This is a genomic window from Micromonospora sp. CPCC 205558 (genome assembly GCF_036902955.1).
In the GTDB taxonomy this organism is placed as follows: Bacteria; Actinomycetota; Actinomycetes; order Mycobacteriales; family Micromonosporaceae; genus Micromonospora.
In genome coordinates this window covers 83,004-109,195 of the sequence record NZ_JBAKHR010000019.1, presented here as the reverse complement: position 1 = coordinate 109,195, position 26,192 = coordinate 83,004, and the positions used below count along the sequence as shown (strand labels likewise).

The 26,192-nt window shown below is 69.6% G+C and carries 17 protein-coding genes and 1 riboswitch; of the genes, 6 read left to right on the top strand and 11 right to left on the bottom strand.

Annotation, left to right across the window (positions count from 1 at the left end; all coding sequences use genetic code 11):
* Positions 1-41: 41 nt before the first annotated feature.
* Positions 42-1,307: a phosphopyruvate hydratase gene (eno, locus tag V6U86_RS21750; RefSeq protein ID WP_334505803.1), complete on the bottom strand. Its 1,266-nt coding sequence runs from the start codon at positions 1,305-1,307 to the stop codon at positions 42-44.
* A 118-nt stretch (positions 1,308-1,425) separates the two neighbouring features.
* Here eno and V6U86_RS21745 point away from each other — a divergent pair, with 118 nt between their 5' ends.
* On the top strand, positions 1,426-2,340 hold the full coding sequence (locus tag V6U86_RS21745) for a MerR family transcriptional regulator (protein ID WP_334505801.1): 915 nt from the start codon (positions 1,426-1,428) through the stop codon (positions 2,338-2,340).
* A 479-nt stretch (positions 2,341-2,819) separates the two neighbouring features.
* On the opposite strand, the gene V6U86_RS21740 is transcribed toward V6U86_RS21745, so the two are convergent.
* Together V6U86_RS21740 and V6U86_RS21735 are read right to left on the bottom strand one after the other, a co-directional pair.
* Complete coding sequence (locus tag V6U86_RS21740; RefSeq protein ID WP_334505912.1) at positions 2,820-3,815, bottom strand: ribonucleotide-diphosphate reductase subunit beta; 996 nt, start codon at positions 3,813-3,815, stop codon at positions 2,820-2,822.
* A 50-nt stretch (positions 3,816-3,865) separates the two neighbouring features.
* On the bottom strand, positions 3,866-6,214 hold the full coding sequence (locus V6U86_RS21735; RefSeq protein WP_334505910.1) for a ribonucleoside-diphosphate reductase subunit alpha: 2,349 nt from the start codon (positions 6,212-6,214) through the stop codon (positions 3,866-3,868).
* Between the two features lie 194 nt (positions 6,215-6,408).
* A riboswitch (cobalamin riboswitch) is annotated at positions 6,409-6,624 on the bottom strand.
* A gap of 315 nt (positions 6,625-6,939) precedes the next feature.
* Here V6U86_RS21735 and V6U86_RS21730 point away from each other — a divergent pair.
* Together V6U86_RS21730 and V6U86_RS21725 are read left to right on the top strand one after the other, a co-directional pair.
* A complete protein-coding gene (locus V6U86_RS21730; RefSeq protein ID WP_334505799.1) occupies positions 6,940-8,334 on the top strand; it encodes an enolase C-terminal domain-like protein in 1,395 nt (464 codons plus the stop codon).
* Positions 8,335-8,341: 7 nt separating this feature from the next.
* Entirely contained in the window at positions 8,342-9,064 is a 723-nt protein-coding gene (locus V6U86_RS21725) for a FadR/GntR family transcriptional regulator (protein WP_334505797.1), read from the top strand.
* A gap of 10 nt (positions 9,065-9,074) precedes the next feature.
* Here the strand turns inward: V6U86_RS21725 and V6U86_RS21720 are convergent, their stop codons facing one another.
* The 8 genes from V6U86_RS21720 to V6U86_RS21685 all read right to left on the bottom strand — a co-directional run bounded on the left by V6U86_RS21720 (position 9,075) and on the right by V6U86_RS21685 (position 22,149).
* Entirely contained in the window at positions 9,075-10,070 is a 996-nt protein-coding gene (locus tag V6U86_RS21720) for an aldo/keto reductase (protein ID WP_334505795.1), read from the bottom strand.
* The gene (locus V6U86_RS21715; RefSeq protein ID WP_334505793.1) at positions 10,067-10,879 is read right to left on the bottom strand and encodes an ATP-binding cassette domain-containing protein; all 813 of its coding nucleotides are present in this window, start codon (positions 10,877-10,879) and stop codon (positions 10,067-10,069) included. The genes V6U86_RS21720 and V6U86_RS21715 overlap by 4 nt, the downstream gene beginning before the upstream one ends.
* A complete protein-coding gene (locus V6U86_RS21710) occupies positions 10,879-11,931 on the bottom strand; it encodes an ABC transporter substrate-binding protein (protein ID WP_334505791.1) in 1,053 nt (350 codons plus the stop codon). The genes V6U86_RS21715 and V6U86_RS21710 overlap by 1 nt, the downstream gene beginning before the upstream one ends.
* A gap of 40 nt (positions 11,932-11,971) precedes the next feature.
* Positions 11,972-12,979, bottom strand: a complete 1,008-nt coding sequence (locus V6U86_RS21705) for an ABC transporter permease (protein WP_334505789.1) — start codon at positions 12,977-12,979, stop codon at positions 11,972-11,974.
* Between the two features lie 320 nt (positions 12,980-13,299).
* The gene (locus tag V6U86_RS21700; RefSeq protein ID WP_334505787.1) at positions 13,300-14,178 is read right to left on the bottom strand and encodes an amidohydrolase family protein; all 879 of its coding nucleotides are present in this window, start codon (positions 14,176-14,178) and stop codon (positions 13,300-13,302) included.
* Positions 14,179-14,438: 260 nt separating this feature from the next.
* The gene (locus tag V6U86_RS21695) at positions 14,439-15,098 is read right to left on the bottom strand and encodes a phosphotransferase (RefSeq protein WP_334505785.1); all 660 of its coding nucleotides are present in this window, start codon (positions 15,096-15,098) and stop codon (positions 14,439-14,441) included.
* 92 nt (positions 15,099-15,190) lie between these two features.
* Complete coding sequence (locus tag V6U86_RS21690; protein ID WP_334505783.1) at positions 15,191-20,797, bottom strand: GH92 family glycosyl hydrolase; 5,607 nt, start codon at positions 20,795-20,797, stop codon at positions 15,191-15,193.
* A gap of 272 nt (positions 20,798-21,069) precedes the next feature.
* On the bottom strand, positions 21,070-22,149 hold the full coding sequence (locus V6U86_RS21685) for a glycoside hydrolase family 19 protein (protein WP_334505781.1): 1,080 nt from the start codon (positions 22,147-22,149) through the stop codon (positions 21,070-21,072).
* 452 nt (positions 22,150-22,601) lie between these two features.
* Between V6U86_RS21685 and V6U86_RS21680 the strand changes: the two genes are divergently transcribed.
* The 3 genes from V6U86_RS21680 (at position 22,602) to V6U86_RS21670 (ending at position 26,177) form a co-directional block, all read left to right on the top strand.
* Positions 22,602-23,639, top strand: coding sequence for a polysaccharide deacetylase family protein (locus V6U86_RS21680; protein WP_334505779.1), 1,038 nt, complete (start codon positions 22,602-22,604; stop codon positions 23,637-23,639).
* A gap of 96 nt (positions 23,640-23,735) precedes the next feature.
* The gene (locus V6U86_RS21675) at positions 23,736-24,695 is read left to right on the top strand and encodes an acetamidase/formamidase family protein (protein WP_334505777.1); all 960 of its coding nucleotides are present in this window, start codon (positions 23,736-23,738) and stop codon (positions 24,693-24,695) included.
* A gap of 63 nt (positions 24,696-24,758) precedes the next feature.
* Entirely contained in the window at positions 24,759-26,177 is a 1,419-nt protein-coding gene (locus tag V6U86_RS21670; RefSeq protein ID WP_334505775.1) for a WGR domain-containing protein, read from the top strand.
* The last annotated feature ends 15 nt before the right edge of the window (positions 26,178-26,192 follow it).

The window sequence follows — 26,192 nt, the reverse complement described above, 5'->3', positions numbered from 1 at the left end:
ACCGCCGACGCGTGCCCGCCGAGGCCGCCGCGGTGCCGGCCTCAGCGACGTCCGGCGTAGGTGGCGCGGTCGCCGAGCTCCTCCTCGATGCGAATGAGCTGGTTGTACTTGGCCGTGCGGTCGGAGCGCGACAGCGAGCCGGTCTTGATCTGCCCGCATCCGACGGCCACCGCCAGGTCAGCGATTGTGGTGTCCTCGGTCTCTCCGGACCGGTGCGACATCACCACCCGGTACCCCGCCTTGTGGGCGGCGTCCACAGTCGCCAGGGTCTCGGTGAGCGTGCCGATCTGGTTGACCTTGACCAGGATCGCGTTGGCGTAGCCGCCGTCGATCCCGTCGCGCAGCCGGTCGACGTCGGTGCAGAAGACGTCGTCGCCGACCAGCTGCACGCGCTCCCCCGCCGCCGCCGTCAGCCGCTTCCAGCCGGCGATGTCGTCCTCGGCCATCGGGTCCTCGATCGAGCTGATCGGGTACCGGGAGACAAGGCCGAGCAGGTAGTCGATGTGCTCCTCGACGGCGCGCTGGCGTCCCTCGCCGACGTAGTCGTAGACGCCCCCGCGGAAGAACTCCGAACTGGCCGGGTCGAGGCAGATCAGGACGTCCGACCCGGGCTCGTAGCCGGTGTCCTCGATGGCGCGCAGCACGAACCGCAGTGCCTCGTCCGCGTCGGTGAAGTGCGGCGCGAAGCCGCCCTCGTCGCCGACACCGGTGTGGTGACCGGCCGCGGCCAGGGACGCCTTGAGGGTGTGGAAGACCTCAGCGCCCATCCGGACCGCCTCGGCGAAGGTCTGCGCCCCGACCGGCGCGATCATGAACTCCTGGAAGTCGAGCGGATTGTCAGCGTGCGCGCCGCCGTTGATGATGTTCATCATCGGCACCGGCAGGAGGCGGGCGCCGACGCCACCGACGTAGCGGTAGAGCGGTTGCCGGTGGGCCAGCGCCGCCGCCTTCGCCGCCGCCAGGGAGACCGCCAGGATCGCGTTCGCACCCAGTCGGCCCTTGTTCTTCGAACCGTCGAGAGCGATCATCGTCTCGTCGATCAGGGCCTGGTCCTCCGCATCGAGCCCGAGCACCGCGTCGGCGATCTCGCCGTTGACCGCGGCGACGGCCCTGCTGACCCCCTTGCCGTGAAAACGCGCCCGGTCCCCGTCACGCAGCTCGACCGCCTCGTTCGCCCCCGTCGACGCGCCGGACGGCACGGCCGCCCGGCCGGTCGACCCGTCGGCGAGGACCACGTCGGCCTCCACGGTCGGGTTGCCCCTGCTGTCGAGGATCTGCCGAGCCCGCACCAGACTGATTGCCGTCATCACACACTCCCTGCTCAAGCTGCCTGTTCGCAGCCAGACTGGCAGGAAACGGCAGCCCTGACACCGCGACGATGGACACGTTGACCCGTACCCCGGGGTGCGGGTTTAGGGTCGCGGGATGCGGGTGGGTGAGTTGGCACGCCGGACCGGAACCACGGTCCGGGCACTGCGGTACTACGAGTCGGCCGGGCTGGTCGTACCCCGGCGGCTGAGCAACGGCTACCGCGAGTACGACCCGATCGCGGTGCGGCTGGTGGCTCAGATCCGCGAGCTGATGGCACTCGGCCTCACCGTCGAGGAGACCCGCCCGTTCGTGGAGTCGATCGCCGGTGGTTCCGACGACACCGACGTGTGCGCGGCGGCGGTGGCCACGTACCGCAGCACGATCACCAACCTGCAGGAACGCATCGGCAAACTGACCGCCCAGCGGGACGCGCTGGACGCTCGCCTCGACACGGCCGCGACCCAGGTCGTGCCCGGCGGTCAGCCGGTCGACGCCGACCCCACCGCCCTGGTCGGCACCAGATTGCCGCCCCTGTCCTTCTACGGCACCGACGGCCGCCCGGTCGATCTCGACGCGCTCGGCGCCGGGCGGAGCGTCATCTTCGTCTACCCCCTGACCGGGCGGCCCGGCGTTGACCTGCCCAACGGGCTGCTGGAGGTCCACGGCGCCCGCGGCAGCACCGAGCAGGCCGCCTGGTTCCGCGACCACCACGCGGAGCTGCGCGCGGCCGGCGCCGCACGGGTGTACGGCCTGTCCGCGCAGTCGACCGGCTACCAGCGTGAACTCGCCCACCGGCTACGGCTGCCCTACCCGCTGATCCCCGACCCGAGACTGACCCTGGCCGACGCGCTGAGGCTGCCGACCCGCACCGCGGGCGACATGACGCTCTACGAGCGGTTGACCCTGATCGTCGCCGACGGCGCTGTCGAACACGTCTTCCACCCGATCCCGGACCCGGCGTCGCACCCACTGCACGTGATGCGGTGGCTCACCAAGCGACGCCAGGCCCCCGGATCGGTCGCCGCTTAGAAGTCGTCGTCGAACGCACCGCACTGCTCACCGTCCATCGTTACTTCTGCAACATGATCGATGCGGCGTCCGGCACAACAGCCAACGACCAATCGAGCCGACGGCATTCGCTCTGACTCGTGCACTCGAGGCAGCCGCCTGAACGCCACGGCTGGTCAAGTGCCCGAGTCCAGTGAGCATCAAGCGTCCGCATCGCGGCGAACAGTTCGTCTGCCCGACTTACCGGTTCATCGATCGGCACGGCGGCGCCCTCCCGCGTTCACGACGTTGGCCCCACCTGGGGGCAGCGACCATCTGCCGTGCTCCCCCAGGCCGAGATCCCAGGAGTTTGCCGAAACCGACGAGCCCGAAACGACCCTTCCCCGCGATCTTGCACTTCCTGTCGCGACATAAATGAGCATTGCGCGCATATCGGCGACCGAAGCTGCAAGATCGGCGCGGACGGGGTGTTGCAACGCGTCGGCTGCGGTCGCCGCTGCCTAGAAGTCGTCGTCGAAGGCGACGGTGCCGCTCACCCCGACCTGGTACGCCGACACCCGCCGCTCGAAGAAGTTGGACAGCTCCTGCACGTCCTGCAACTCCATGAAACCGAACGGGTTGCTCGACCCGTAGAGCGGCGCGATGCCGAGCTGGGCGAGGCGGCGGTCGGCGACGTGCTGGAGATACTCCCGCATGTCGGCCAGGGTCAGACCGGGTACGCCCTGGCCCAACAGGTCCTCGGCGAACTGCACCTCACACTCGACGGCCTCGGTGAGCATCCGGCGGACCTGGTCGGCGAGGTCGTCGTCGAACAGGTCCGGCTCCTCGGCGCGAACGGTGTCGACGACGTCGAACGCGAACGCCATGTGCATGGACTCGTCGCGGAACACCCAGTTGGTACCGGAGGCGAGGCCGTGCAGCAGACCACGGGAACGCAGGAAGTAGACGTAGGCGAACGCGCCGTAGAAGAACAACCCCTCGATGCAGGCGGCGAAGCAGATCAGGTTGAGCAGGAACGTCCGCCGGTCCTCCCGGGACCGAAGCTCCCGCAGGTCGTTGAGGGAGTCGATCCAGCGGAAGCAGAACTCGGCCTTACGGCGGATCGAGGGGATGTTCTCGATGGCGGCGAAGGCCTCGAAGCGTTCGGTCTCGTCCGGCACGTACGTGTCGAGCAGGTTGAGATAGAACTGGACGTGCACGGCCTCCTCGAACAGCTGCCGGGACAGGTAGAGGCGGCCCTCGGGGCTGTTGACGTGCTGGTACAGGTTGAGCACCAGGTTGTTGGCGACGATCGTGTCGCCGGTGGCGAAGAACGCCACCAGGCGGCTGACCAGGTGCCGTTCGGCCGGCGACAGTTTGTCCAGGTCGGCGAGGTCGGCGTGCAGGTCGACCTCCTCGACGGTCCAGGTGTTGCGGATCGCGTCGCGGAAGCGGTCGAAGAAGTGCGGGTAACGCATCGGGCGGAGCGTGAGGTCCATCCCGGGGTCGAGCAGCATGTGCGTGGTCCTCGTGTCGTTGGTGGCGGCGTCGGTGGTGTCGGCGGCGGTCACTGGCAGGCCTCGCACGACTCGGGGTTCTCCAGCGAGCAGGCCAGCGCCTCCGCGTCGACGGCGACGGGCGCGAGGGCGATGGGTGCGGCGGCGGCGGGTGCGACGGCACTGACGGTGGCCTGCTGGATCCGCGTGGCGGGGCGTGAGCGCAGGTAGTAGGTGGTCTTCAGCCCGGCCTTCCAGGCGTACAGGTACATCGAGGAGAGCTTGCCGATTGTCGGCGCGGCCAGGAACAGGTTCAGCGACTGGGACTGGTCGATGAACGGGGCGCGGGCGGCGGCCAGGTCGATCAGCGCCCGCTGCGGCAGCTCCCACGCGGTGCGGAACAACTCCCGTACGCCGGCCGGCAGCTCCGCGATGTCCTGCACCGATCCCTCCGCCCGCTTGATCGCCGAGCGGATCCGGTCGGTCCACAGACCGCGGGCCTTCAACTCGCGTACCAGAGCGGTGTTGACCTGGAGGAACTCCCCCGACAGGGTCTCGCGCTTGAACAGGTTGGACACCTGCGGCTCGATGCACTCGTAGCACCCGGCGATCGAGGCGATGGTCGCGGTCGGCGCGACCGCCACCAGCAGCGAGTTGCGCAGCCCGTACGCCTCGACCCACTCCCGCAGCGCGTCCCACCGCGCGGTCTGCGTACCCTCGACGCCCCACAGGTCGGGCTGGAGCTGACCCCGCGCGGCCCGGGTCTGCGGGTACGCCGGGTGCGCGCCGAAGTCGCGAGCCAGGTCGGCGGAGGTCTCCAGCGCGGTCAGGTACAGCTCCTCGCTGATCCGGGTGGACAGCTCCCGCGCGGCCGGCGAGTCGAACGGCAGCCGCAGGGCGAAGAAGACGTCCTGCAGCCCCATCAGCCCGAGCCCGACCGGCCGCCAGCGGGGGTTGCTCGCCGCCGCCTGCGCGGTCGGGTAGTAGTTGATGTCGATGACCCGGTCGAGGAAGGTCACCGCGGTCCGCACGGTGGCGCGCAGCCGCTCCCAGTCGATGCCGCCGTCGGTGAGGTGGGCGGCCAGGTTCACCGAGCCGAGGTTGCACACGGCGGTCTCGGCGTCACTGGACACCTCGACGATCTCGGTGCAGAGGTTGGACAGGTGCACCACGAAGCCCGGCTCGGCGGTCTGGTTGCAGAGTCGGTTGGCGGCGTCCTTGAAGGTCATCCACCCGTTGCCGGTCTGGGCGAGGGTCCGCATCATCTTCCCGTACAGCTCCCGCGCCGGGACCTGCCGCACGTAGCGACCCTGGGCCTCGGCCTGCCGGTACGCGGCGTCGAACCGCTCCCCCCACAGGTCGGGCAGCTCGGGAACCTCGTGCGGGTCGAACAGCGACCACAACTCGTCGGCCTCGACCCGGCGCATGAACTCGTCCGGAATCCAGTTGGCCAGGTTGAGGTTGTGGGTGCGCCGGGCGTCCTCGCCGGTGTTGTCCCGCAGTTGCAGGAACTCCTCGATGTCCGGGTGCCACGGCTCCAGGTAGACGCAGGCCGCGCCCTTGCGCCGGCCGCCCTGGTTGACCGCGGCGACGCTCGCGTCCAGTGTGCGCAGCCACGGCACGATCCCGTTGGACTGCCCGTTCGTGCCCCGGATCAGCGCGCCCCGGGAGCGGACCCGGGAGTACGCGATGCCGATGCCACCGGCGAACTTGGACAGGTTGGCGACCTGGGCGTACCGCTGGTAGATCGAGTCCAGCTCGTCGAGCGGGGAGTCGACCAGGTAGCAGGAGGACATCTGGGTGTGCCGGGTGCCGGAGTTGAACAAGGTCGGTGAGCTGGGCAGGTAGGCGAGGCTGGACATCAACCGGTAGAAGCCGACCGCCTCGTCCGCCGTCCGGGACAGGCCGCAGGCCACCCGCAGCAGCCAGTACTGCGGGGTCTCCAGCACCAGCCGGCTGGTGGGGTGACGCAGCAGGTAGCGGTCGTACACCGTGCGCAGCCCGAAGTACTCGAACCTGCGATCGCCGCCCGGGTCGATGGCGGCATCGAGCGTCGTGGCGTGCGCGGTGACGAATGCGGCGGTGTCGTCACCGATCAGGCCCTCGGCGTGGCCGACCCGAATCGCCGCACTGAACGAGGTGATGCCCTGCCGGCGCACCTCCTTGTCGACGTAGCCGGCCAGCAGCCGGGCGGCGAGGCGGGAGTACTGCGGCTCCTCACCGATCATCTCGGCCGCGGTCTGGATGGACAGCCGGTCCAGTTCGGCAGTGGTCGCGCCGTCGTAGAGGCCACTGATGGTGCGGGTGGCCACCCGCATCGGGTCGACGTCGGTCAGGTCGTCGGCCCACCGCTCGACCGCCCGGACGATCTTGTTCACGTCCACCGGTTCGGTGCCACCGTCGCGCTTGCGGACCTGCATCGGCGTGCGGCGCACTGTCGCGTCGCCGCTGGCCGGGACTATCTCGGTGACTGTCACCACTCGCTCCTCGGAGTTCGAGACCTGGTGGCCCGGAGACGCGAGGAGACAGACACCGACGGACGCCACGCCAGCCCGGCGTGGGTCAGGTGGCGTCAGCCGTCCCACGCGGCCTCGGACCGCCGCCCACCCGGGTGCGGGTACGCGGCGCGCTGGCAGGTCTTCGGACTCGTGGGCACGACCGGCTCGCCGGTCTCCTACTGGCCGTCGCTTCCCAGGCCGTGTGGTGGCCCAGTGCTGATGACGGCGGTCGTTCCCACTCACCGCTGCGGGACAGTCCCGGATTTCCACCGGGTTCCCTGTTGCCTCGACCGCGCCGGATGAGCGGCCGAACCAGCTGCGCTCGACACCATATATAGGGACACAGTCGTTGTCACACCCCACATGTCGTTCTCGGGCGTGTCGGCGGCCGCCGGTGATCATCGTCACCAGCATGGCGGGCGGACGCCGGGCAGCGCGAGAGGCGTCCCCAAAGGTGTCGACAATCGACAAGGATCCGATGCGTCGAGGTGACGTGCGTCTGCCGTCGTCCATCCCGACCGGGTCCGGTGCGCGCAAACATCATATGTCTGGATGCCGGCGGTGATCGACAACGTTGACGTTCCGAGGAAACTCTCCGTATACTCCGAATGATCATCTGATCTTTAGCCTAGTCGGGCGAGGAGCGCATGCCGCAGATCACCGCCGTCACCGTCGAAGACGTCCGCTTCCCCACCTCCCTGACCGCTGACGGGTCAGACGCCATGAACAAGGACGGCGACTACTCGGCGGCCTACGTCGTCCTGCACACCGACGGCGTCGACGGCGCGGGCGCGCCGCTCGCGGGGCACGGCCTGACCTTCACCATCGGTCGTGGCAACGACATCGTGGCGGCGGCGGCAGTCCATCAGGCCCAGCTCCTCGTGGGCATGGACGTGGCGACGATGGCAGCGGACATGGGCGCGGTCTACCGCCTCCTGACCTCCGACTCACAGCTGCGGTGGCTCGGCCCGGAAAAAGGTGTCGTCCACCTGTCCCTCGCCGCCGTGTTGAACGCGTCGTGGGACCTGGTCGCCCGGATCGCCGACAAGCCGCTGTGGCGGCTGCTCGTCGACATGTCCCCCGAGCAGCTCGTCGACATCGCGGACCTGCGCTACCTCTCCGACGCGCTGACCCGGGACGAGGCACTGGCCATCCTGCGCGCCAAGGAGGGCACCAAGGCCGCCCGCCTCGCCGAGCTCGACCGGACCGGCTACCCCGCCTACACCACCTCGGCGGGCTGGCTCGGTTACGGCGACGACAAGCTGCGCCGGCTGTGCCAGGAGGCGGTGGACACCGGCTACGGCTACGTCAAGCTCAAGGTCGGCGCCAACCTCGATGACGACATCCGCCGCTGCGCGATCGCGCGGGAGATCCTCGGGCCGGATCGCAACCTGATGATCGACGCCAACCAGGTGTGGGACGTCGGTCAGGCCATCGAGTGGGTCACGGCCCTCGCCCAGTTCAAGCCCCTCTGGATCGAGGAGCCGACCAGCCCCGACGACATCCTGGGCCACGCTGCCGTCCGCCGTGCCGTCGCACCGATCGGCGTCGCCACCGGCGAACACTGCCACAACCGGGTGATGTTCAAGCAGCTGTTCCAAGCCGAGGCCATCGACTTCTGCCAGCTGGACACCGGCAGGTTGGCCAGCATCAACGAGATCGTCGCCGTGCTGCTGCTCGCCGCGAAGTTCGACATCCCGGTGTGCCCACACGCCGGCGGCGTCGGGCTGTGCGAGATGGTCCAACACGTGTCGGTGCTCGACTACGTCGCGATCTCGGGGGATCTCACCAACCGGGTCACCGAGTTCGTCGACCACCTGCACGAGCACTTCACCGATCCGTGCATCATCCGCGACACCGGCTCGGGCAGCGGTTACGTCCTGCCCAGCGAGCCCGGCTACTCCACCCGGATGCGTCCCGAGTCCGTCACGCTCTACCGGTTTCCCGACGGCCACTACTGGGCCGCGACAGACCCGACTACCGTGTCATCTCCGGAGGCGTACGTGATCGCGGGTGGGAAGGCCACCCCCGCCGGCCGCTAGGGGGATCATGTCTCGCACTGACGAAGTGGTCAACGGCATCAAACGGATGATCCTCGAAGGGCAGTTCAGGCCCGGAGACCGGTTGCCCATCGAGAAGGATCTCGCCGAGTCGCTCGGCGTCTCGCGGGGCTCGTTACGCGAGGGGATGTCGGCGCTGTCGATCCTCGGCATCGTCAACATCCGCCAGGGCGACGGCACCTACGTCACCAACCTCGACGCGCCACAACTGCTGGCCCCGATGGGTTTCGTGGTGGACTTCCAGGGTCAGGGCGACCCACGGCACATCCACACCGTTCGGCGACTGCTGGAGTGCGAGGCCGCCCGGCTGGCGGCGACCAGGATCACCGACGAGGCCCTGGCCCAGGCGGCGGACCTGCTCGACGAGGCGGCCCGGATGGTCGGCCAGTCGCCGCAGGACCATGAGCGGATCATGGAGATCGACATCGCGTTTCACCGGATCATCGCCGTGCACGCCGAGAATCCGGTGCTCGTCGGCCTGATCGAAGCCTTCGCCGGGCGCACCATCCGCGGCCGGCTCTGGCGGAGTCTGCACGAGGAGGGCGCGGACCTGCGTACCCATGACGAACACGTGGCGATCCTCAAGGCCCTCGTGGCGCGCGACCCGGAACGGGCCCGCACCCGGATGGCCAACCACCTGATCGGCGTGGAGGAGTCGTTGCAGGGGTTACCCGACGACGCTGACGCGAGCGTCGAGACGGCCCGATCGTGACCGCCGATCCTCACGACTGCACATCGAGCAGCCCTTCGTCGTACAGGGCCGCCCAGAGCTGATCCGGGACGTCGACGTCGGATCGGCGCAGGGTCTCGGTCACCTGGGCCTCGTCACGCATGCCAACCACCGTCGACACCACGGCCGGGTGACGGCGGACGAACGCCAACGCCGCCTGCGGCAGCGTGACGCCGTACGCCTGGCAGACCCGCGCCACCCGACGGGCGTGGTCGATCACCTCCACCGGCGCCTGCCGATAGTTGTAGACGGCGTCGGTCGGCGGCATCTCCCGGGCGAGCAGCCCGGAGTTGTAGACCCCGGCGACCACCACACCGACGCGGCGAGCCTGCGCGACGGGCAGCAGGTCGGTCAACGCCCCCTGCTCCAGCAGGGTGTACCGGCCGGCGCACATCACCACGTCCACATCGGTCTCCGCCACGAAGCGGGCCAGCATCGCGGACTGGTTCATCCCCGCCCCGACCGCACCGATCACGCCCTGCTCCCGCAGCTCCACCAACGCCGGGATCGCCTCGCGCGAGGCCTGCTCCCAATGCTCGTCCGGATCATGCAGATACACCACATCGATCCGGTCCAGGCCGGTGCGCCGGAGGCTCGCCTCCAACGAACGGCGCACGCCGTCGCGGCTGAAGTCCCAGACCCGGCGGTGATCGGCGGGAACGTCGAACCCCTCCGGATCCCGCCGGTGAGCCGTCTCCGGCGACGGCACGAGCAGCCGACCGACCTTCGTCGACACCACGTACTCGCCGCGCGGGCGGGAGCGCAGGGCGGCACCCAGCCGCCGTTCGGACAGGCCCAACCCGTAATGCGGTGCCGTGTCGAAGTATCGGATGCCACCCGCCCACGCGGTGTCCACCGCGGCCGCGAACTGCTCCTCCGACGTGGCCCGGTAGAGGTTGCCGCCCTGCGAGGCGCCGAAGCCCAGCGGGCTCAGCCGCAGCCGCAGCCGCGACTCGACGGTGTTCACGCTCGCCCGTACCGCCGTCACCGCTCGTCCCGATCCGTGCTGCCGGTCATCGCCGCGACCAGGTCGTCGGTGGTGACCTCGTCGGCGCGTAGTTGCGCGGCTCGTCGGCCGAGGCGCAGCACCTCGACCCGGTCGGCGATGTCGAGCACCTGCGGCATGTTGTGGCTCACCAACACCACCGACATGCCGGCGTTGCGCGCCCGCCGAACCACGTCGAGCACCCGCCCGGTCTGGACCACGCCCAACGCCGCGGTCGGCTCGTCGAGGATGACCACGTTTGTCGCCCAGATGATGGCTCGGGCGACCGCCACGCACTGCCGCTGCCCACCGGAGAGCATCGCGATCGGAGTGGTGACCCGGGAGATCCGTACGCCCAACTCGTCGAGGGCGGCGGCGGCGCCCTGTCGCATGGCCCGCTTGTCCAACAGCCCGAGCCGACCGAGTGGTCCGGAGCGCAGGATCTCCCGGCCGAGATACAGGTTGGCGGCCACGCTGAGGTCGTCGGCGACGGCGAGATCCTGGTAGACGGTCTCCACCCCCGCCCGCCGGGCGTCGACCGGGGTGGAGAACTGGACCGGACGGCCGCCGATCAGGATCTCGCCCTCATCCGGCGGATGCACACCGGACAGGGTCTTGATCAGGGTGCTCTTTCCGGCGCCGTTGTCACCGATCAACGCGACGACCTCACCCCGGCGAACCGTGAAGTCGGCACCACGCAACGCCTCGACGTGCCCGAACCGCTTGACGATGCCGCGGGCTTCGAGGACCGGCGGGTCGCCGTCGACGGGTTGTTGATCGCTGTCGGCGGTGGCCGTGGGGATGCCGCCCATCACTGCACCGGCGGGTTGGCGCAGCTGGGCTCGAGCACCGCCTTGATCTCCGCCGAGTCGATGTTCTCCTTGGTGACGAACGTGACGCCGGTGTCGGCCGAGGCCAGCGGTGCCTTGTCCCGAAGGTGCTTGACCATCTTGTCGACGCCGAAGTAGCCCATCTTGAACGGGTTCTGCACGACCAGCGCCGAGATCTGGCCGCTGCGTACCCCGGCGATCTCGTCCGGGGCTGCGTCCCAGCCGATGATGACCACCTTGCCGGACTTGCCGGCGGCCTGGATGGCCTGCGCGGCACCGAGCACGCTCGGCTCGTTGGCCGCGAAGACGCCAGCAAGGTTGGGGTTGGCGGTGAGGATGTTCTCGGTGACCCGGCGGGCCTCGTTGACGTCGCTCTTGCTCGGCTGCTGGCCGACCAGCTTCAGGTTGGGGTACTGGGCCAGGCCGGCCTTGAAGCCGTCGACCCGCTCAGTGTTGGTCTGCGAGCCGGGCTGGAACTCGACCAGCGCCACCTCGTGGTTGCCGGGGCCGAGTTCGGTGGCGAGCATCTTCGCCGCCTCGGTCGCCGACGCACGGTTGTCGGTGGCGAAGAGGGGCACGTTCGACGGCTGCGGGCTGGTGCCAGAGTCGATCATGGCGACGGGGATGTTGGCGCCGAGCGCCTTGTCGGTCGCCGGCGCCAACGCGCTGGAGTCGGTCGCCGCGTAGACGATGCCGTCGACCTTCTTGGTGACGAAGTTCTGGATCAGGTTGACCTGGCCCTCGACGTCGGTCTCGGTGGTCACCCCGTCCCACTGGACGGTGACGTTGCCCGCGCGCTCCGCGGCGCACTCCGCGCCCGCCTTGACCGTGTTCCAGTAGTCGGCCCCGACCGCCTTGGGTACGACGGCGAGCTTCAACGGACCGCTCGCGTCCTTTGTCGCGCCGTCGCCGCCGTCGCGGACCTCGACCCCGCCACAGGCGCTGAGCAGAGCGGTCGCCGCGACCGCGGCCAGGATCGCCTGCGCGCGCAGGAGTGGTCCTCGCGTCCGCCGGCTGGTGGTGGTGTGTGCCATGGTGTGTGTCCTTCCTCGTTCGGACTCTCGAAATGGCATGTCAACCCCGTGATTCCAGCCGCCGGCGGCGGTACTGGTCGAAGTAGACGGCGGCCCAGATGATCACGCCGACGATCACCTGCTGGTAGTGAATGCTGATGTCGAGCAGGACGGCGCCGTTGCGTACCAGGGCGATCAGGAACGCGCCGATGATGGTGCCGACGATCCGGCCCTGCCCGCCGAACAGGCTGGCTCCGCCGATGACCGCGGCGGCGATGACGTCGAGCTCCAGCGAGATGCCGTAGTTGGGCTGGCCGGAGTTGACCCGGGACGCGGCGATCATGCCGCCCAGCCCGACCAGCACACCGGCCAGCACGTACACCCCGGTCAGGTGCCGCCCCACTCGGATGCCGGAACGGCGGGCCGCCTCCAGGTTGGAGCCCATCGCATAGGTGTGCTGACCGAAACGGGTCTGGGAGAGCAGGAAGGCCACCCCGACGGCGACCAGGATGGTGATCACCACGGCGAACGGAATGCCGAGGATCTCACCGTTGCCGAGCAGTTGAAAGGATCGGGGCAGGCCGTAGACGCCGACCGCCCCGGTGATGATGAAGACGAGGCCGCGGCCCACCGACATCGTCCCCAACGTCGCGATGAACGGCGGGATCCGGGCCACCGTCACCAGCAGCCCGTTCAACAGCCCGGCCAGCGCGCCGACGCCGATCGCGACCGCCGTGGCCGCCCAGATCGAGAAGCCGAGGTCGCGCACGACCATCGCGCCCAACACGCCGGCGAGCGCGGCGACCGACCCCACGGACAGGTCGATGCCCTTCGTGATGATGACCATCGTCTGGGCGGTGGCGATGATGGCGATCACCGCTGTCTGCGCCCCGATGTTGAAGAGGTTGTCCGCTGTCAGGAAGTAGGGACTCGCGAAGGTCAGGGCGATGAACAGGACGACCAGCGCGGTCGCGGCGGTGAACTCGGAGACGGCGTGGGAGATCCGTTCCCGGACCCAGTCGCTGAACTCGCCGCGCTGCGTGCCGGCGGTTGCCTCGACGCTACTCATCGTCGGACCTGACCTTCCCCAAGCGTGGCGCCGGCACCCGACGGGGACCCGCCGACGAGCCGAACGCCTGTGAGCGACCGACCCCGCTCAGCTGTCGATGCGGCCAGGTGCCCGCACAACCTCAAAGATAGGTCGGATGTTTCCCACGATCAGGCGTTACCTTGCCACGCATTCACGTATGTTGCCAAGGTCTTGCCGGCATGTTTTGTCATCGTTACCTGCACCACCGGAGACATAGGTCTGACCACCCGACATTGACCGCCGCCGTAAGCATGTTATCGATAACATGCTATGTCCCCAGTTCGGAACCCGCTGCCGCCTCAGGACGGCGCCAGCCGGTACGCCCGGGCGGCGGTCCGCCGCCAGATCGCCGCCAGATCGTCGTCGGACAGCGGGGCCAACAGGTCGCCGAGGACGGTTACCCAGCGGGTGTACGAGGTGACGAGCAGGCACACCGGCCAGTCCGAGCCGAACATCAGCCGGTCCGGCCCGAACACGTCGAGGGCGTGCTCGACAGCGGGTCGCAGGTCGGCTGCCGTCCAGGACGCACCCTCCACCTCGGTCACCAGGCCGGAGAGCTTCGCCGTCGTGTTGGGCTCCGCCGCGAGCGCCCGTACGTCGCGGCGCCAGTCACCGAGATCGGCTCGCCCGAGTGCGGGCTTGCCGAGGTGGTCGAGGACGAACCGCACCTCGGGCAGGTCACGGACGAGCCGGGTGGCGGCCGGCAGCTGGTGCGGACGCACCAGGAGGTCGAAGGCGAGGCCGGCGGCGCCGACCGCGGCGATGCCCCGCCGCACGTCGGGACGGTCGAGATAGGTCGGTTCGGGCTCGGACTGAACCAGGTGGCGGATGCCTACCAGCCGTTCGCCGCCCCGCGCCCTGCGTAGTCGGTCGAGGCGACGACCGACATCGGCGGCGGTGAGGTCGACCCAGCCGACGACCCCGGCGACGAGGGGGTCGTCGGCCGCGATGCCGAGCAGCTCGGGCGTCTCCGAGCGGACGGCGACGGACTGCACGACCACGGTCTGGGTGACCCCGGCGGCCCGGGTCGCCGGGGCAAGCTCGACCGGCGTGAAGTCGTGGTCGATCGCGGCCATTGTGTGCGGATCGATCCAGGGCTGCGGGTGCCGCGCCCGGACCCAGAGGTGATGATGCGCGTCGATGATGCCGGGTCGTCGCGCGACGTCGCCGGTCGTCACCGGAACCGTCCTGGCGCTTTCACGTCCACCCTGCACCCCGCCCAGCCACTGATCGAACCCCTCCGGGTCGACCCGGAGCCACACAGCCGATCTGGCAGATTGACCATGTTAGCGGTAACAGACTGTTCATGAGTCGCGGACGCGCGCCGCGACCCGCCTCCGGCAGTGTCACCGTTTGGTCTGACGAATCCCCGCCGCATCTGTGGCTGGTCCGACGCCGATCACCGCGCCGCCCGGGACCGCCCGGGGCTCCGGCCCGGTCAGTCCACCCGGGTGCGGACCAGTGCTGCGGCGCGGCCCAGGGCGGACTTCTCGACGACCGACAACGCGGGGTCGACGCGGCGCAGGCCCACCGCCCGCCGCAGCTGGCTGGCCCGGGGCGGCTCGGCCCGCCGCTGAAAGGCCTCAAGGCCGTCCCGGGCACGACCGGCGAGCTGTACGTCCGGGCCGACCGCCACCTCGGCGAGGATGAGGGCGGTCATGGCCACGTCCAGGTCAGCCGGTCCTTCGGCCGCATTGCGCCAATCGATGACCACCGGTCCGCGCGAGGTCACCATGACGTTCTGTGGGTGCAGGTCGAGGTGCAGGATGCTGTCCGTCGGGTCGACGCTGAACCGGGCCGGCAGGGCGTGAAGGCGTTCGTGCAGGCCCACGAGCAGGTCGGCAGCCGCGCCGACCGCGGTACGCCCGGCGAGCATCGCCGCCAGGAGAGTCTCGCCGTCGAGTCGTTCGAGCACCAGGTCGGGCCCTTGGACGTCGTACACCAGGGGCACCGGGTAGCCGGCGGCAGCGACGTACGCCATCAACGCCGCCTCTGGCGCGCTGTCCCCGCCCTGGCGGTAGCGGCGCAGCACCCGCGACTCGTCGAGCGCGAAGACATCAGCGTCGCGCCCCGAAGCGAGCAGCGCGTGATCGGTCACGGCAGACGACGCTAACAGCGGGTGGCGCCCAGCTGGCGTGGGGCGGGCCGAATTCACGGCCCGCCCCACGCGGCACTACGTCCGGCTCGGTGCTAGCCGGTGACGGTGAACGGTCGGGACACCTTCGTCGCCGACGTGGCGCCGTTCAGCGTGACGCTGGTCGCGCCCGCCTTCGCCGCACCCGGAACGCTGACCGTCGCGCCGGAGATGACGCCGTCACCGTTCGCCCGCACGGTGCTGACCGCGAGCCCGTTCCCGAAGGTGACCGTGACCGCCTCGTTCGGAACGAACCCGGAACCGTCGAACATGATCGACGTGCCACGCGGCCCGGAGGTGGTCAGTAGCGCCACCCGTGGCCGGTAGGTCCGCGCCTGCGCCTGCTCGGTCACCTGGACGGTGGCCGTGGCCGGCGTACGCGAGGACACGCCCGTCGCGGTGACGGCGTACCGGCCTGGCTGTGCGTCACCGGAGGTCGGCACCGAGGTGCGAACCGTTCCGGTCGCGGAGGCCGTGACCTTGGTGGTCCGGCCCGGGTCGGTGCCGATGCTGACGGTCACCTGTTCGCCGGCGGCGAAGCCGCTGCCGTCGACGGTGATCGCGCCACCGGTGCTGACCGTGCCGGACGCGGACAACGCGATCGCCGGCTGCGACCGGCCCCGGGCCACAGTCACCGTGAAGGACTCGGCGCTGCTCGACAGCGTGTCCCACGCGGTGACACGCACCGTGTAGGTGCCCTCGCGTGCGTAGGTGTGCTGGCCGCTCATCGCGCCGGACGCGCCGATCGTCACGTCGTCCGGAACCGTGCCGTCACCCCACTGGACGCGGGCCCGGTAGCCCGTCGTACCGGGAACGCCGCCGGTCACCGCACCGAGGTTCGCCGCGAGGGCCTGCCCGGCGGTGGCCGTCTGGTCCTTCCCGGCGACGGTCGCCAGCGCCGGGGCGGGCGTGCCGTCGTTGGCCACGGCGAACACGTGGATCCGACCCGCCGAGCGAGGATCGCCGGTCTGCGTCGGCAGGGTCACCGACACCAGCGTCTTGCCCGCCGGAATCTGGTACGGCGCGGTGGCGAACAGGAACGGCTGCGCGCCGTCCCGGCTCATGCCCTGCAGGCGGTACGCCGTCCGGGCGACGATGACGTTGCCGTAGGACGGGGTGCCGTTGGCGTTGCCGCCCAGCGTCCAGTCGCTGAACTGGATCGGAATGCTGGCCGTGCTGCCGTCGCTGAACGTCGCCGTGCCGGTGGTGCTCTGGTTGCCCTGCGTTCCGGCACCGATGAACGAGATGCTCTTCGCGTCCGCCGGAAGGTTGAGAACGACAGTCGCCCCGTTACCGGTGGCGTTGTCCGGCTGCCCGGCCGGGATCATCGGCAGGGTGTACCGCAGCGCGGTTCCGGGAACCTGCTGCGGCTGGCCCTGGATCGCACCGCCGGCCGCCAGGGCGGCCCGCGAGTACGCCCACGACTTGGCGTCACAGTCTGCCGCGAGGACCCCTTCGTCGCCGACGCAGACGTTGTCGAACGCGGCGGTGAGACCGGAGGACGGGGCGTACGCCACCTCGACGCCGACGGTCGCGGAGCTCTGGCTCTCGCCATCGGTCACCGTGACGTTCGCCTGGTGGTAGCCCGGCGTGGCGTAGGTGTGCGACCCACCGATGCGGTAGACGGCCCGCGAGCTCAACGTCACGACACCGGCGGTGACCGGCGTGCCGTCACCCCAATCGATGGTGGCCTGGTAGCCGCTGGCGTCGCCGCCGGTCACGGTGCCCAGCGGCATCGAGATGGGTCCCCCGGCGTTCGCGTGCACGTCCTCCGCGGCGGTGACGGTGATGTCGCCGCCACCGAGGTCGAGGTCACCCCCGGTGAGCAGCTCCACCTCGGCGAGGTTGGTCTGCGCGGCACCGACGGTCTTCGTCACGGCGAGGCGGAACTGCGCGAACCGTCCCGGCTTGTCGATCGAGTACGGGCGGGTCTGGTTGCGCCACGGGAACACCTGGTCCTTGCGGGAATCCACTGTGGTCCAGGTGAGGCCGTCGTTGGAGCCCTGAAGGCGCCAGTCCGCCGGATCGCCCGCACCGGCCCCGGACGTGACCGTGTAGTACGTCGGCTTCTGCTTGCCGACACGGAGGGCCCAGGTGATCTCCGGGGTCGCCGAGGTGAAGGTCACCTGGGAGGTGGACGAGTCGTCGAAGAGCTTCGACGCGTCCTGACCGCCGGTGGTGGTCGCGGTGCCGAGACCGGGGCCGGTGAGGTCCTGCAACGGCTTCGGAGCCTCGTTGCCCTTGGTCAGCGACGGCGGCGCGTCGTTCTTGCCGCTGCCCCACGACGACGGCTTCGGGCCCATCTGGAAGTCGATGGTGCCGCCCTTGGCGAACGCCGACACATCCAGGGAGAGGCCGCGTTGCTTCTTGCCGTTGACCTTGACGTCCTGCACGTAGACGTTCGCGACGCTGTTGTTCGGCGCGTTGACGACGATGTCGCCGGTGCTGCGGTGCACGGTCATCCTGGTGAACTGCGGAGAACCGATGGTCCACTCGGACGACCCGGCCTGCAGCGGATAGATGCCCAGCGAGCTGAGGATGTACCAGGACGACATCTCGCCGTTGTCCTCGTCGCCCAGGTAGCCCTGGCCGATCTCACTGCCGACGTAGAGGCGGCGCAGGATCTCCCGGACCGCCGCCTGGGTCTTGGCCGGCGCGCCGGCGAAGTTGTACATGTACGGGATGTGGTGCGACGGCTGGTTGCTCATGCCGAGCTGCCCCATCCGCACCGCCCGCGCCTCCACCATCTCGTGGATGATGCCGCGGTACCCACCGGGACGGTCGGCGTTCTCCGGGGTGGAGAAGTAGGTGTCGAGCTTGTCGCGCAGCTCCTTCTGCCCACCGAACAGGTTGGCCAGGCCCTGACCGTCCTGCTGCGCGGTGAAGGCGAAGTTCCACCCGTTCGTCTCGGTGTAGACGCCACCCCAGTCCAGTGGGTCACCGGCGAGGAAGTTGCCGGCGGCGTCGCGGCCCTGCATGAGCTTCGTCTTCGAGTCGAACAGGTGGACGTAGTTGCGGGCGCGCTCCAGGAAGTAGCGCGACTCCTCCTTGAGCCGGGCGCGCTCCGACTTCGGCGTGGCCGGGTCCTTGGCGAGGGCCGCACCCATGTTGCCGATGCCGTAGTCGTTGATGTAGCCCTCCAGCGCCCACGACACCGACTCCTCGGTGGAGGTCGGCGTGTAGCCGAGGAACAGGGAGTTCTCGATGCCCTTGCGGCCGACCTCCGGGCGCCCGGACGCGACGGTCGCGTCCTTGACTGCTGCGTCGTACGCCGCGAGCGGGTCGGGCAGCTTGACCCCGGAGAGGTACGCCTGGGCCAGGGCCACGTTGGCGCTGGTGCCGGTCATCAGGTCCGCGTAGCCGGGCGACGACCAGCGGGCGATCCAGCCGCCGTCACGGTAGTGCTGGACGAAGCCGTCGGAGATCTTGGCGGCGATGTCCGGGTAGAGCAGTGAGTAGGCGGGCCACACGGTGCGGTAGGTGTCCCAGAACCCGTTGTTGACGTAGATCTGGCCGTCGACGATCTTCGCACCGGTGTGGGTGGGGGTCGACGTGCCGGTCGGCGCCGAGACCGGGCTCGCGTACTGCCAGCGCGGCGCGGCGGCGGTGCCGGTGTTCTCCGACTGCGAGTTCGGGTAGAGGTTCAGCCGGTACAGGTTCGAGTACATCGAGACCAGCTGCGCCTCGGTGGCGCCCCGCACCTCGACCCGGCCGAGCCGGTCCTTCCACGCAGCCGTCGCGGCGGTGTGGATCTGGTCGAAGCTCTTGCCGGTGACCTCCAGGTCGAGGTTCTTGCGCGCCTGGTCGACGGAGAGGAACGACGTCGCGAGGCGCATCGTCACCTCCCGGGTCGTGGAGAGGTCGAAGGTGGCCGAGGTCGCGGCGGATGCCGTTGGCGCCCGGTCGAAGGAGCCCGCCACGAACATGCGGCTGCGGCCGGCGGAGAAGCCGCTTCCGTTGTCGACCCAGCCGGTGAACGTGCCGTCCGTGCCGATGGTGAAGGTGCCGGTGTGGAAGACCAGGCTTCCGGTCGACTGCCCGGCCGGGAAGGTGAACCGCATGATCCCGGCGTGGTCGGTGGGCGACATCTCCGCGGTCAGGCCGTTCTGCAGCGTGACCCGGTAGAGGTCCGGCCGTGCCGTCTCGTCGTCGTGGCTGAAGGCGAGCGCGCGGCTGGCGGGGTCACCGGTGAGTGATCCGTCGCCGACGACCGGCATGACCGACATCCGGTTGCGGTCGCCCATCCACGGGCTCGGCTCGTGGGAGATCGCGAGGCCCTGCAGCATGGGCAGGTTGGCCTCGTTGTTCATCCGGTGGTACTCGTACTCCCAGGATTCGGAGTCCGCGTCGGTCACCGGGGTGAAGAAGTTGAAGCCGTTCGGCACCGCGGTGATCGGCAGATTGTTGCCGCGCGAGAAACCGATCGACGAGTTGGTGCCGCGTCGGGTGTCGACGTAGTTGGTGAGCTTCGAGCCGTCGATCGACGCCGGCGTGCCCTCCACCTCGACGTCGTCGAGCCAACCCTGGAACCGGGTGTCCCCGGTGGCCGTGGGGGCGTCGTACGCGAGCAGGATGCGGTCGATCGTCTTGCCACGCGCGATGGTGCCGAGGTCGGCCTGCACCAGGTTCCACTGGTTGGCGAAGAGCACCTTCGAGGCGCCCTGACCGGCGGCGGTGAGCAGGTTGCCGTGCTGGTCGGCCGGCGAGCGTCCACTCAGGTAGCTGCCGTCGGTGAAGTGCAGGTCGAGCGCGGCGTAGGTGGACGGGTACTGGTTGTCCCCTCCGGTGAACTCAGGGAAGATCTTGTACGACAGTCGGGTCTTCGGTCCGACCGGGATGTTGACGTCGAAGAGCTTGTTGGTCCCGTACGAGCGGCCACTGGCCAGGGCGCCGCCGGCGTACCGCAGCGCGGCCAGCCCGGTAAAACCGGCTTCCGGCTTGGTGGTGTACCCGTCGTTCGGACCGGCGGTGACCACGCTGACCATCGGCGTGGCCGGCGGGGCGACGTTCGAGCCGTCGCTGATGTTCCAGTCGCCGAGCTGGACGATCGAGTCACCGGAGTTCGCGGTGACGTTGAGCCGGTAGTAGCCGTAGGCGGTGGTGTTGGTGAAGCTGTACTTGTTGGTCGCGAAGCGACCGCTGAACTTCTCGCCGGTGCGCTTGTCCAGGTCGGTCCAGGCTTTGCCGTCGTTCGACCCCTGGATGACGAAGTCCTTGGGGTCTCGCTCGGGTGCGTCGTTGGCGGCGGTCAGCGAGTAGCGCACCACGGTCGCCGGCTTGGCGAGCTGGTAGGTCACCCATCCGGTGGTGGCGAACACGAGCCACTTGGTCGACGGATCCTCGTCAGTGAGGTTCGCGGCGATCTCTTTCGGCCGGTACTCGTCGCTCGCGGTCACGGCGGCGACCTGGCCGAGCAGGCTGCCGGGCAGCGTGGAGACCTTGCCGCTCAGGTTCGCCTGGATCGGCTTTCCGTTCGCGCCGACCTCAGCGGTGCTGGTGGCGGGCTGCGGGTCGGCGGGCTCGAACGAGGAGGTGAAGTTGCCCGGGGTTGCCGGTTGGGGGGCGGCGTTCGCCAGGGGCGCGGCGACGAGCAGGCCCAGCGGTAGCAGGGCTGCTGTCGTCGCCGCCAGCAGGCGAGGACGCGCAAGGGGGGTATGCGACATGAGGGACGGGGCCTTTCGACTCGAACCGCGTCGAGTACGTCGAACGTCTGGGCAGAGTGGAACTTCTCGGGGGTCGGGCCCTGACATCGTTGTCATTGGTGCTCGCGAGCAACGAGAGCCGGGCGGTGAACTGTCGCTGATAGTTCCGGTCGAACCAGGGCCGTGTCAACGGGTTGATCGCAACGAAACAACCACCGCCCCCACCGGGTCCGGCGGCCGATGTGCCGGGCCCCGACTCCGTCCGACGACGTACGCCGAGGCCCGGCCGCGAATCAGCAGTAGAGGTTGGCTCCGGCGGACACGCCGAGGATGCCGACGAACTGCTGGTACCTGGTGACGCGACTCTGCACCTGGGCGGGGTTTCCGTTGTTGCACTCGATCGAGCCGTTGATGCTGCGGATCGTCTGCCCGAACCCGGCGCCGTTGACCATCGCGTTGTGGGCGGTCATGGTGCCCGGCCCGTTCTGGGTCATCCAGTACCAGATACCGGTCTTCCAGGCCACCGCGGCGTCGGTCTGCACCAGCCACGGGTTGGTCAACAGCGGCAGGTTGAGGGCGTTGCCCGCGGCGTTGTAGTTGAAGTTCCAGCTGAGCTGGATCGGCCCCCGCCCGTAGTAGGCGGCCTGCCCGGCGGGGCAGCCGTACGGCTGGCCGGGGTCACAGTAGTGCGGGTAGTTGGCGGTGTTCTGCTCGACGATGTGCACGAGCCCACCGGTCTCGTGGTACACGTTTGCCAGGAAGGCCGCGGCCTCCTGCCGCTGGACGGTGGCACTGCCGGTGCGGGCGAACGCCGGGTAGGCGCTGAGCGCCGCGACGAGTCCGGAGTACGTGTAGAAGGAGTTGCGACCCGGGAACATCTGGTTGAACTGGGCCTCGGTCACCACGAAGCCGCCCGGGTTGGTGGGTGGCGGGGTGGTCGGGGGTTGGCCGCCACAGGTGTAGGGCTCCCAGTACCAGGTGCTGACGATGGGGTCGTACCCGGGATTGTCGTGCTCGGCGATGTAGTAGAGACCGTTGGTGTACCGCACGATCGCCCCGGTGGCGTACCAGGCTCCGGCAGTCCAGTTCGGGTAGGCGCAGGTCCCCCCGGTGGGCGGCGTGGTGCCTCCTCCGCACGCTCCGAGGTCCTCCCAGACGCCGGTCGTACCCGGCGGCGCTTCGTTCTGGGTCCACCACTTCGCCCGGTAGTTGCGGCCGTTGTGGGAGACCTGGGCGTCTCCCCAGTAGACGGCCGAGGCCTGCCACGATGCCGAGCAGGCCGCCGCCGACGCGGCCGTGGCCGGGATGACCGCAACCAGTCCACCGGCGACGATCAGTGCCGCCAGCGCGACCAGCGCGCGCAGTCTTGTCATGTGCTCACTCCCTCCTGGGACCTCACTGGCCGAAACCCGAGCGGATATCGACCGGGTTGACTGTAACATCTTCTGTTCAGACTCTTTACTATTCCGCGTCGGTCCAACGTGGCGACGAACGGCGGCAGACCCGGCGGTCGACGGTCGGTATTTCCAGCCACTTTCCGGATCACATCACGTTCAACCCCATCGATCGTCATGATCGAGACGGCATGGGAGCTGGGCTACCACCAGGACATGCCTGGCCAAGCCCCGACCGGATCCCTGATCTGTTCCGAGGATGTTCCGGAACTTGTTGACGCGTTGGAATTCTCGCTGTAATACTCCGATCCACTGAGGTCAATGCGATCGACTTCGCTGTGGCTCCGGCTCCACCCACCACTCATCCACACCGTCCGGACTGTGCTGCCCGCACCCAGGGGCGCGTCCGGGTCTGCGCGAAGGGGCACCAGATGAGCAGACTCTTCCCCCGCACGGCGCTGTGGTCCAGGCGGTTGCGCGCGGCGCTCGCCGTCCTCGCCACCGCTGTCGCCATGTGCGGTGTCGTCCTCGCGGCCACCTCGACCCCGTCGAGCGCCGCCACCTGCAACGGTTACGTCGGCCTCACCTTCGACGACGGTCCGACCGGCAACACCAGCGCGCTGCTGAACGTGCTGCGCGCCAACGGCGTACGGGCCACGATGTTCAACGTCGGGCAGAACGTCCAGAACAACCAATCGGCCGCACAGGCACAGGTAGCCGCCGGCATGTGGGTCGCCAACCACAGCTGGAACCACGCCCACATGACCTCGATGAGCCAGTCCCAGATGCAGTCGGACCTGTCCCAGACCAGCTCGGCGATCCAGTCCGCAACCGGCAGCCGACCGACGCTGTTCCGGCCGCCCTACGGCGAGACCAACTCCACCCTGCAGTCCGTCGCCTCGTCACTGGGCATGCGCCAGGTGATCTGGGACGTGGACTCCCAGGACTGGAACGGCGCCAGCGTCAGCCAGATCGTGGCCAACGCGAGCCGGCTCCAGGCCGGTCAGGTCATCCTGATGCACGACGGGATCCAGAACACCCGCGACGCCATCCCGCAGATCATGGCCAACCTGACCAGCCGCAACCTCTGCCCCGGCATGATCTCCCCGTCCACCGGCCGTGCGGTCGCGCCGGACGGCACGACCCCGCCGCCGACCAGCCCGCCGCCGACCACCACCCCGCCGCCCGCCGGTGGCACCTGCACCGCGACCGCCACGACCACGAACGTCTGGGGCGACCGGTACAACACCTCGGTGACGGTCAACGGCGCCAGCACGTGGACGGTGGTCGTGGCCATCACCGCACCCCAGCGGATCTCCACCATCTGGAACGGCACCGCCACCTGGGACAGCAGCGGCAACGTCATGACCATGCGGTCCAACGGCAGCGGCAACACCTTCGGCTTCACCACGATGACCAACGGCAACAGCAACGCCCGCCCACAGATCCGCTCCTGCACCTCGGGTTGACAGCGCCCGACTGAGACGTGCGCGGTGGGTGCGCCCGGCACCCACCGCGCACCTGGGCGACCCGCCGCGCCGGCCAGCCGCCACTAGCCTGCACTGATGCGACACACCCTCGTCCCTGCGGATGACAGCCTGCACGGCCACTTCTCCCCCGACCTGTCGCCGGTGCTCACCATCGACCCCGGCGACACCGTCACCTATCGCACACTGGACTGCTGGTGGTCCGCCGGCCCGTACCCCGGTGGGCCGAACCGGGACCGCCCCCGGGTCGCGCAGCACCGGCCCGACCACGGACACGCGTTGATCGGTCCGGTCGCGGTCCGCGGTGCGCGCGCCGGCCAGACCCTCGCGGTACGCATCGACGCGGTCGTGCCGGCCACCTGGGGAACCACCGTGGCCGGGGGCTGGCCGAGCGGGTTCAACCAGCGCTACGGCGTGCAGGAACAACCGGTGGTGCACGCCTGGACGCTGGACCCGGTGACGATGACCGGCCGCAACCAGCACGGCCACACGGTCGCGCTGCGGCCCTTCATGGGAGTGCTCGGCATGCCACCCGCCGAGCCGGGACGACACTCGACGATCCCGCCACGCCCCTGGGGCGGCAATCTGGACTGCCGGGACCTCACCGCCGGCAGCACCCTCCTGCTGCCGATCCCGGTGGACGGCGCGCTGTTCTCCGTCGGGGACGGGCACGCCGCACAGGGTGACGGCGAGGTCGGCGGCACCGCGATCGAGTGTCCGATGGACGAGGTGACGTTGACCTTCGACGTGCGCGACGACTTCCCGGTCACCGGCCCGGTGGCCCGCACCCCCGACGCGTGGCTGACGCTGGGCGTCGGCGCCTCCCTCGACGACGCCACCTTCACCGCCCTGGAGTCGATGCTGACCCTGATGCAGCGGCTGCACGGCCTCAGCCGCGCGGACGCGGTGGCGCTGGCCAGCATCGCGGTCGACGTTCGGGTGACGCAGATCGTCAACCAGAGCGTCGGCGCTCACGCGGTGCTCCGCGACGACGCGCTGCGCTGGCCGGACGGTGGTTCTGTCGGAGGGCGTCGTTAACGTGTGGTCACTGTCGCCGCGCCGGCCGGATCGCGCCGCTCGCTGACCCCTCGGAGGCCCCCCATGTCCCAGGAGACGACCTACCTCGAACTGTCCGAAGTGGACGGTGCGCACAAGTTCTACGAGGTCATCGTCGACGACGCCACGCTGACGGTGCGCTTCGGCCGGATCGGCGACCACGGGCAGGTCAAGGCGAGCGCCTATCCGGACAACACGCGGGCCCGGGCCGCCGCAGCGAAGAAGATCGGGGAGAAGGTCCGCAAGGGCTATGCGCCGGCGGTCCCCGGCGTCCGCCAGAAGCGCACCGTGTCGCGGCGGCAGATCGTGAGCACCCGCTCCACCGCCCGCACCGCCCCGGTGCTCTGGCGCTACGACTCCGGCGCCCCCGCCTTCGGCATCTTCGTCGACGGGCAACACTGCATGGTCGGCAACGAGCACGGTGTCATCACGACACTCGACCACGACGCCCAGGTGCGCAGCCAGGTCCGCCTTCCCGACGGGGTGAAGTGCATAGTCGCCGACGACGCCTGGATCTACGCCGGCTGCGACGACGGCAACGTCTACGACCTGTCGGGCAAGGTGCCCCGGGTGGCGTACGCGATCGCCCCGGAGATCGACATCTACTGGCTGGACATTCACGACGGCGTCCTCGGCGTCTCCGACGCCGACGGCGGGATCACCGCCGTCGACCACGAGGACGAGTTCCTGTGGCGTCGCCCTGGGCGGGGGCGATCGGCCTGGATGGTGCGCTGCGACGACGACGCCATCTACCACGGCCACTCGCAGGGCGTGACCGGCTACGAGTGGCGGACCGGCGGGGAGCTGTGGCACACCAGGACCGGCTCGGTGCTCTTCGGCTGGCAGGAACACGGCAGTGTGTTCGCCGGGACGGGCACCCGCGAGGTGGTGCGGTTGTCCAAGGCTGGTCGACACGAACGCACCTACCACTGCGACGCCCCGGTCTTCTCCTGCGCCACCGCCGAGGGCGGCCGGTACGTCTTCGCCGGTGACAGCCAGTCCTCGATCTACTGCTTCGACTTGGCGGGCACCCGGCTGTGGAAGCTCGGCACCGGCTGCGGGTCGGCGTACTCCATGCAGTACCACGACGATCGGCTCTACGTCGTCACCACCGGTGGCCATCTGGCCTGCATCGACGCGAGCGAGCCGGCGATCCGCGCGGCGCAGGCCGGAGACGTGCCACAGGTGCGCGACATCAAGGCCCCCCGCCAGGCACCCCAGCCGGTGCAACCGACGATCGTCGAGGTGACCAGCGACTCGGGCGCGGGCGTCGTCGTGCAGTGCCTGGACGACCGGGGGCGGTTGCGGGTTCAGGTGCTGTCCGACGGCTATCGGCGCGACTGGTCCGTGCAGTTCCCCAAGGGAATTCGCGAGCCGGGCGCCCGCTATCTGGTGACCGAGGTGCGCGAGTCCAGCCGGGGTGGTTACTACCGCGCGTACGGCGACATCCGCCGGCTGCGCTGAACGGCGAGCGCACCG

Coding starts and splice junctions, on each gene's coding strand:
- eno (WP_334505803.1), bottom strand. CDS start 1,307: ATGACGGCAATCAGTCTGGTGCGGGCTCGGCAGATCCTCGACAGCAGG.
- V6U86_RS21745 (WP_334505801.1), top strand. CDS start 1,426: ATGCGGGTGGGTGAGTTGGCACGCCGGACCGGAACCACGGTCCGGGCA.
- V6U86_RS21740 (WP_334505912.1), bottom strand. CDS start 3,815: ATGCTGCTCGACCCCGGGATGGACCTCACGCTCCGCCCGATGCGTTAC.
- V6U86_RS21735 (WP_334505910.1), bottom strand. CDS start 6,214: ATGCAGGTCCGCAAGCGCGACGGTGGCACCGAACCGGTGGACGTGAAC.
- V6U86_RS21730 (WP_334505799.1), top strand. CDS start 6,940: ATGCCGCAGATCACCGCCGTCACCGTCGAAGACGTCCGCTTCCCCACC.
- V6U86_RS21725 (WP_334505797.1), top strand. CDS start 8,342: ATGTCTCGCACTGACGAAGTGGTCAACGGCATCAAACGGATGATCCTC.
- V6U86_RS21715 (WP_334505793.1), bottom strand. CDS start 10,879: ATGGGCGGCATCCCCACGGCCACCGCCGACAGCGATCAACAACCCGTC.
- V6U86_RS21710 (WP_334505791.1), bottom strand. CDS start 11,931: ATGGCACACACCACCACCAGCCGGCGGACGCGAGGACCACTCCTGCGC.
- V6U86_RS21705 (WP_334505789.1), bottom strand. CDS start 12,979: ATGAGTAGCGTCGAGGCAACCGCCGGCACGCAGCGCGGCGAGTTCAGC.
- V6U86_RS21690 (WP_334505783.1), bottom strand. CDS start 20,797: ATGTCGCATACCCCCCTTGCGCGTCCTCGCCTGCTGGCGGCGACGACA.
- V6U86_RS21685 (WP_334505781.1), bottom strand. CDS start 22,149: ATGACAAGACTGCGCGCGCTGGTCGCGCTGGCGGCACTGATCGTCGCC.
- V6U86_RS21680 (WP_334505779.1), top strand. CDS start 22,602: ATGAGCAGACTCTTCCCCCGCACGGCGCTGTGGTCCAGGCGGTTGCGC.
- V6U86_RS21675 (WP_334505777.1), top strand. CDS start 23,736: ATGCGACACACCCTCGTCCCTGCGGATGACAGCCTGCACGGCCACTTC.
- V6U86_RS21670 (WP_334505775.1), top strand. CDS start 24,759: ATGTCCCAGGAGACGACCTACCTCGAACTGTCCGAAGTGGACGGTGCG.